Origin of the sequence: Aeromonas molluscorum 848 (assembly GCF_000388115.1) — a bacterium.
GTDB classification, from domain to species: Bacteria; Pseudomonadota; Gammaproteobacteria; order Enterobacterales; family Aeromonadaceae; genus Aeromonas; species Aeromonas molluscorum.
This window is the reverse complement of record NZ_AQGQ01000202.1, coordinates 1-6,567: the sequence shown is the minus strand read 5'-3', so window position 1 is coordinate 6,567 and position 6,567 is coordinate 1. Positions and strand designations below refer to the sequence as shown.

7 protein-coding genes are annotated in these 6,567 nt (G+C 61.2%); 2 read left to right on the top strand and 5 right to left on the bottom strand.

The window, feature by feature from the left end; all coding sequences use genetic code 11:
• Window positions 1-124: 124 nt before the first annotated feature.
• From G113_RS18260 to G113_RS18255, 3 genes are all read right to left on the bottom strand, one after another.
• Window positions 125-1,168, bottom strand: coding sequence for an NAD(P)H-dependent flavin oxidoreductase (locus G113_RS18260; protein ID WP_005908361.1), 1,044 nt, complete (start codon window positions 1,166-1,168; stop codon window positions 125-127).
• Window positions 1,169-1,344: 176 nt separating this feature from the next.
• Window positions 1,345-1,485, bottom strand: coding sequence for a hypothetical protein (locus G113_RS21400; protein ID WP_161618924.1), 141 nt, complete (start codon window positions 1,483-1,485; stop codon window positions 1,345-1,347).
• 109 nt (window positions 1,486-1,594) lie between these two features.
• Complete coding sequence (locus G113_RS18255) at window positions 1,595-2,242, bottom strand: ribonuclease T2 family protein (protein ID WP_005908360.1); 648 nt, start codon at window positions 2,240-2,242, stop codon at window positions 1,595-1,597.
• Between the two features lie 247 nt (window positions 2,243-2,489).
• Between G113_RS18255 and G113_RS18250 the strand changes: the two genes are divergently transcribed.
• Entirely contained in the window at window positions 2,490-3,050 is a 561-nt protein-coding gene (locus tag G113_RS18250; protein WP_005908359.1) for a gamma carbonic anhydrase family protein, read from the top strand.
• An 83-nt stretch (window positions 3,051-3,133) separates the two neighbouring features.
• Here G113_RS18250 and G113_RS18245 read toward each other — a convergent pair whose 3' ends face one another.
• Window positions 3,134-5,029: a PhoX family protein gene (locus G113_RS18245; protein ID WP_005908357.1), complete on the bottom strand. Its 1,896-nt coding sequence runs from the start codon at window positions 5,027-5,029 to the stop codon at window positions 3,134-3,136.
• Window positions 5,030-5,223: 194 nt separating this feature from the next.
• Here G113_RS18245 and G113_RS18240 point away from each other — a divergent pair, with 194 nt between their 5' ends.
• Window positions 5,224-5,712 carry a hypothetical protein gene (locus G113_RS18240; protein WP_005908355.1) on the top strand — a complete coding sequence of 163 codons (489 nt, stop codon included), beginning with the start codon at window positions 5,224-5,226 and terminating at the stop codon, window positions 5,710-5,712.
• On the opposite strand, the gene G113_RS18235 is transcribed toward G113_RS18240, so the two are convergent.
• The coding region (locus G113_RS18235) for an MFS transporter (RefSeq protein WP_005908354.1) at window positions 5,703-6,567 on the bottom strand (865 nt) is incomplete at its 5' end. The genes G113_RS18240 and G113_RS18235 overlap by 10 nt on opposite strands.

Here is a 6,567-nt window from a genome sequence, read left to right as displayed (position 1 = left end):
CTTTTATACAAACTTATCCACAGAGGCACCCCTTTTCAGCCTGCTTACCTCCCTCTGCCTCCCCTTATTTCGTCCATTCGGACTCGAGCGCCGTCCATGCTTAATGAGCTGAGGCCGAGATGAGTTAGTCCCTGAAGGCACTCGACAGCTGATAAACCAAGTCGGCGGCAGCCATCTCATGGCAACCAGTCCTATTCTGGCCAGCCCAGAGCGGTGAAAAATCATCAAACCCCAGCAGTTCCGATGCCGCTCTCAGGGGGGCCAGTGCAGAGCTGGCATAAGGGAAGTGAGGCGCCAGTTCACTGAGAGGGCCCAGCTCCTTCATCAGACGATTGACGATCCCTCGCGCCGGACGACCGCTAAACAGACGAGTCAAGGCGGTATGGGAACCAGCATCCGAGCGCAGGGCACTGCGATGCAAGGCCGATGTGGTTGCCTCATGGCAACAAAGAAAGGCCGTCCCAAGTTGTACGCCGCTGGCGCCAAGCGTCATGGCGGCGCGGATCCCCTTGGCATCGGCAATGCCCCCGGCCGCAATCACCGGCAAAGAGACGGCTTCGACTATCTGTGGCAGCAGACTGAAGGTGCCCTGCTGCAAGCTGAGATCCTCCGAGAGGAAGTGACCGCGATGTCCACCCGCCTCCAACCCCTGTGCGATGATGGCATCCACTCCCCTGGCCTCGAGCCAGCGTGCCTCTGCCACTGTCGTTGCACTCGCCAGGATTCGGCTCCCCTGCGCCTTGACTCGATCCATCAACCTTTCAGCAGGCAGGCCGAAGTGAAAACTCACCACGGGCGGGGCAAACTCGGCCAGGATTTCGGCCTGGGCGGCGCCGAAGGGCGTTCGACTGGCACTACCGGTGATAGCATCCGCTGCCAAGCCCAGTTCCTGATAATAGGGGGCCAGTGCCTGACGCCATTGCACGTCCTGCTGGGTATTGGCTGGCAGTGACTGATGGCAGAAGAAGTTGACGTTATAAGAGGAGGCGGTGGCGGCGCTTATCTTGATCAGCTCAGCACGCAGTCCGGTTTCATCCAACATGGCGCCGGGCAGTGAACCCAAGCCGCCAGCATTGGCGACGGCGATGGCCAGGGTACCGTCCTGCACACCGGCCATCGGGGCTTGAATAAGGGGAAAGCGAATACCCAGCAGTTCAGTCAGCAACATAGTGCCCTCTCAATTCCTTTCATGACTCCGGACGCCAGCACGAAGAGGTCTCTCTCATGCCTGAGGCGCCTCACGACTACCGGGATCCCACTTCCTACCAAGCCAACGGGGGGCCTTCGATAACCCTCTGCGCCTGGGGACTATTTGTCTGCAGCGGGATCCCAACATACCGGCCATCAGCCGACTCTCTCCTGGCTGCCAGCCTGCACCAGTTGCCCAAAACATGAGACGCCCAGTTGCTCCAGACGCGATACCAGGGGCGGCCCCACGCCCTTGATGGCAAACAGCAACGCGCTGTCTCGGGTATCGAACCCCATACTGACTCCCCTTCTTGTTTATGTAGGACGCCTAATCAAGGATGTCTGACCGAGCCCGACAGCCACAGGTTCACCCCGCCACTCACTTTCGTTCACAGGTTCCGATCGACTAGCGAACATTGCGCAACAGAAAATCTGGCTGGGCACAGGAGCGACGCTCTCTTCTCACCATCTCATCCGGACAGGTCATGGACTCGGTGCCCGGCTTGTTGATGCAGATATAGATCTCCCGCAGAAAGCGGCCGCCATCGGCGCAGGCAAGGGTAATGGTATCCGGGGCCAGCCACTCATTGGCACTGGCCAGGTCCGCCTTGAGCTCGAAGTTGCTTTTGCGCAGCGGTTGCACTGGGGATTGGTAGTCGGCGGGGATTTTCACCTTGTTGCGCAGGTCCTCGGCTAGCTGGTGAAATGCCGGCTGACTCAGCCCGGAACAGGTGCCGTGTTTCTGCCACTCATGGCGATAGAGGAAACGGCTGGGGTAGAGGCCGGGGAAGTCGCGCTCCACATCGCCTGCGAGTCGTTCTGTGCTGCAATCGGAGGGATAGCCTTTCAGATACTGCGGCCAGAGCCCATGCAGTACAAAGCCGAGTTTGCGGCTGCACTGCTCCCGATCCGAGGGCTTGGCGGCGCAATGCTCCGGTGACCAGGAGAGGGTCAGGGCATAGTAATCAAAGTCGCCGCTGCGGCCCTTGCCCTGCACGGCGGCAGGCAAGGCGAGCAGACCAATGAGGGCGATCAGGCCCAGTATCCGTGTCATGGCATCTTCCTTATTGCCTTAAAGCGATCTGCCGTCGTCCGATCATGGCGATGAGGCGAACTGGGCATAGGTAGCTCGATAGTCCCACAAACTGCCCCAATTGACAGCCATTTGAAGCCCGACATCCCTGCAGGGTCAGACCAGTGAGGGGTTTCACACTAGCGGTCGCGGGGGTAAGCTCGGGGACACGTTCGCGCCGTGCTGGCGACGCGCCCTTCACTTTCCCACAGCCAAAACAGGATACGACATGATCCGCAAAAATCCCTCCGGCCACCTGCCGGTCATCGACGAATCGGCCTATATCGACAAAACAGCCATCATCTGCGGCAAGGTGATCATCAAGGAGAATGTCTTCGTCGGCCCCTACGCGGTGATCCGTGCCGACGAGGTGGATGAGCATGGCGAGATGGAGCCCATCGTCATTGGCGCCAACTCCAATATTCAAGATGGTGTGGTGATCCACTCCAAGTCCGGCGCCGCCGTCACCATAGGCGAGTTCAGCTCCATCGCTCACAGATCCATCGTCCATGGCCCCTGCGAGGTGGGTAACAAAGTCTTCATCGGCTTCAATACTGTACTGTTCAACTGCCGCATCGGCGAGGGCTGCGTGGTGCGTCACAACTCGGTGGTCGATGGTTGTGATCTGCCACCCGGCTTCTATGTCCCCTCCACCACCCGCATCAACCAGCAGAGCGATCTGGCCGAGATCCCCAGGGTCACGGTAGACGCCACCGAATTCTCCGAAGACGTGGCCCACACCAATATCGATCTGGTCAAAGGCTACAAGGCGCTCTCCAACGAATTCTGACTTCGCCTTATGCCATCGAAAAAGCCGCCCGAGGGCGGCTTTCTCTTTTTTGGCATTATCTCGGCTTATATAAGCACGCCGACTCAGGCTCCTATGATGCCACCGTCATCGCGGGTAATGCGCAGCACGGCTGAGCGGGGAATATGCTGGCCACCATCCGGGAAGTGGGAGGGAGCCAGCTCTTCACCTGGATGCTGCACCCCGACAAACAGGGTGCGCCAGTCCGGGCTGAAGGTAAGGCCGGTTATCTCGCAGGCGATGGGGCCGGTCAGGAAACGGCGCACCTCACCGCTCACCGGATCCGCACACAGCATCTGGTTGTTGCCCATGCCGGCAAACTTCTTCTCGTTGGAGTAGTCGCCATCGGTCTGGATCCAGAGTCGACCCGCCTCATCGAAACCAATGCCGTCCGGGCTGTTGAACATGTTGTCCGGATTGATATTGGCGCTGCCCGCCATCAGCCCCTCTTTATTCACCTGGGGATTGCCCGCCAGCAGGAAGAGATCCCATTCAAAGCTGTCGCTGCGGTGATCACCACCCGCCGGACGCCAGCGGATGATCTGGCCGTAAGGGTTCTCGGCGCGCGGGTTGGCGCCATCGAGGGGCTGGTTATCCTTGATGCCCCTGTTTTTGTTATTGGTCAGGGTGCAGTAGACCTCTGCCCTATGGGGGTGTACCGCCACCCACTCGGGTCTATCCATGGTAGTGGCGCCAAGCCGGGTCGCAGCCTCCCGAGCAAAGATGAGCACCTCGCCCTGATCGGCGAAGCCGTTCTCCTTGGTCAACCCATGCAGGCCGTGCACCAGCGGCAACCACTGCCCCGTCCCCTTGAGTTCCCCTTGCTTGGCATCGAAGCGCGCCACATAGAGGGTGCCTTCATCCAGCAGATCGCGATTGGCGGCATCATTACCCGGCGCCACTTTGTGCTTGGAGACGAAGCGATAGATATGCTCGCCACGCTCGTCATCGCCCAGATAGACCACTGCATGGCCATCCGTGTTGATGGTGAAGGCGGCATTCTCATGCTTGAAGCGACCCAGCGCAGTGCGCTTCTTCGGGATCGAGGCAGGATCCTTGGGGTCTATCTCCACCACCCAGCCGAAGCGATTGGGCTCCTGGGGGTGCTTGGCAAGGTCGAAGCGTTCGTCAAACTGGTGCCAGCCAAAACCGGCATCCTCGGCGGCCAGGCCGTAGCGCGCGGCGCGCGAGTCCAGGGCCGGCTTGCCCTCGCTGCCAAAGTAGCCGTTGAAGTTCTCCTCGCAGGTGAGGTAGGTACCCCAGGGAGTCTGGCCGTTGGAGCAGTTGTTGAAGGTGCCAAGTACGCTGCGCCCTTGCGGATCCGCCTCGGTTTTGAGCAGGGCATGACCCGCCGCCGGGCCACTCAGCAGCATGGGAGTGTTGGCGGTGATGCGGCGATTGAGAACGCCCTTGGGATTGGCTTGCCACTTGCCGCCAGCCTGCATCAACTCGACTAGCGAGACACCGTGGGCCGCCTGGGCCTTGGCCACGTCGGCGGCGGTCAGCTGCTTGCCGCCATGGGCAAACAGGTACTCATAGTTGGTGTATTCATTGTTGACCGCGAGCAGGGCGCGATCCCTCCCCAGGGGGAAGAAGCTCATGCCGTCATTGTTGTCACCAAACTGACGGGCCTGGGCCTTGCCATCATTGTCCTGGCCAAAGGCGGGGGCATCGGCGAACAGGGCATCTCCCCAGGCGATCAGCACCTCGGCCTTGTAGCCGGGCGGCACCACCACAGTATCCGCAACCGAGGCGGGCACCCCCTGGAAGCCGAGCAAAGGTTGGGTCGCGGCCGCCACGGCGCGGGCAACCGGGTTGGCGGCGAAGAAGGCCACCATGCTGGCGGCGCCAACGCCCTTGATAAAGCCCCTGCGGCTAAGCCCGGCCTCTATCAATTGACTGAATTCGGGCTCTTGTTCACGGGGATGGTTGGCGCTATCAATCTCGTCAAAACGGCTCATCTACTCTTTCCTTGTTATCAGCTCTTACGTCATTGTCCACTCGCGGCGTCCGGCAAAAGGATGGCGACCTTTTATTAAACAATGATGACAAAGAGCGCCGATGTGGTCCGGCCTGCGCGACCCCGTCCTAGGCAGCCTTCATAACTTGTGCCTCAATAGGGGGTTATGAGCCCAATCATCAGGGAGAGTGCAATATGGATCAGTCACAGGCCGGACAAAAGGATACGGGTGAGGAGAGTCTCTGCCTGCTGACCATAGGCGAGCAGGAAAGCTGGCTGGTGCAAGGGCAGCAGACCCCCCTGCGCCTTGCCATGGGTTACCGGGCCCTGGTACCCGGCCAGACGCTGGGCCAATTTCGACGCGAGCCGCCCAGCCCCCTCGAGTTGGAGCAAGCCATCGCCTGGGTTGAAGATATCGTCATGCCGCTGGCCGCCGACCTGGCGCCCTGCTCGGCCTTGCAGCTCGCACCGGGTCCCCTCAGCCCCGTGTTCGGCCAAGTCAGGCTGCCCCTTGCCCGTATCGAGCAGAGTTTTGCCCAGCTTGCCGCCATGGCGGAGGGCGATCCCCTGGCAGCCAGGGATCTGCCTGCCGGAAGGGACGTGGCCGCCACGCTGCTTATCTTGCGCGAGTTCATGCACCATCTCGGCTTTATCGAGGTAAACCTGCGTGCGGATCAGCCGTGATGAAAGGCCCGGGCCTGGATGCGCCAGGCGAGCCAGAGACTGGCAAGGGCTCCCCCCAGACAGAGCAGGTCCATCGCGCGTCCCACACCTGCGTGGTCGCTCACCCAGCCAAGCAGCACAGGTACCCAGTTGGCGAGATAGGCAATCACATAAAAGAGCGAAACAAGCCGGGCGTGGCTGGCTCTGGGGGCGATGCGGTTGACCAGGGTCGCGCTGCCCACAAAAATGGCGCCCTGAGCGTAACCTGCCACCAGAAAGCCGAACAGTGCCAGACCCAGCCTCTGCCAATGGACCGCCATCAGAAACAGCAACAGGCAGAGTGCCAGGGCCAGGCAACCGCTTAGCAGGGTGTGCCGTGCATCCAGACGGCGGCACCAGAGCTGGCAGAGGCCCGAAACCAGCAGATAGGCCGCCACCAAATAGCCAAACAGACCCAGGTCCGTCATGCCCAACAGCTCACGAGCCACATTCGGACCAATGGCGAGCAAGCTGGCCGCCGCCACCCAGGCGGTGAACAGGGCGCCGGCGCACAAGAAGAAGGCCCCTCCGGTCGCGGCCAATCCCTGGCGCAGGGTACGCAGAGGCTGGCCGCTCAGTGTCGGGGCCCCCTCCCGCGCCCTGTCTGGCCAGTAGAGTGTCACCCCCACCATGGCGCACAGCGCCATCAGCATGATCAACATGAAAGGCAGCAAGGTTGGGTAGATCCCTAGTTGCAGCGCCAGGGCACTGAAGATGGGGCCCAGTGCCAACCCCAGGGTAAAGGAGAGGGTGGCACTGAGCGCGGCGCGCTTGCCGCCATCATCCGGCCCAAAGCGCAGCAAGGCCACGTTGGCGGCGCCGGTCAGGGCACCGGTA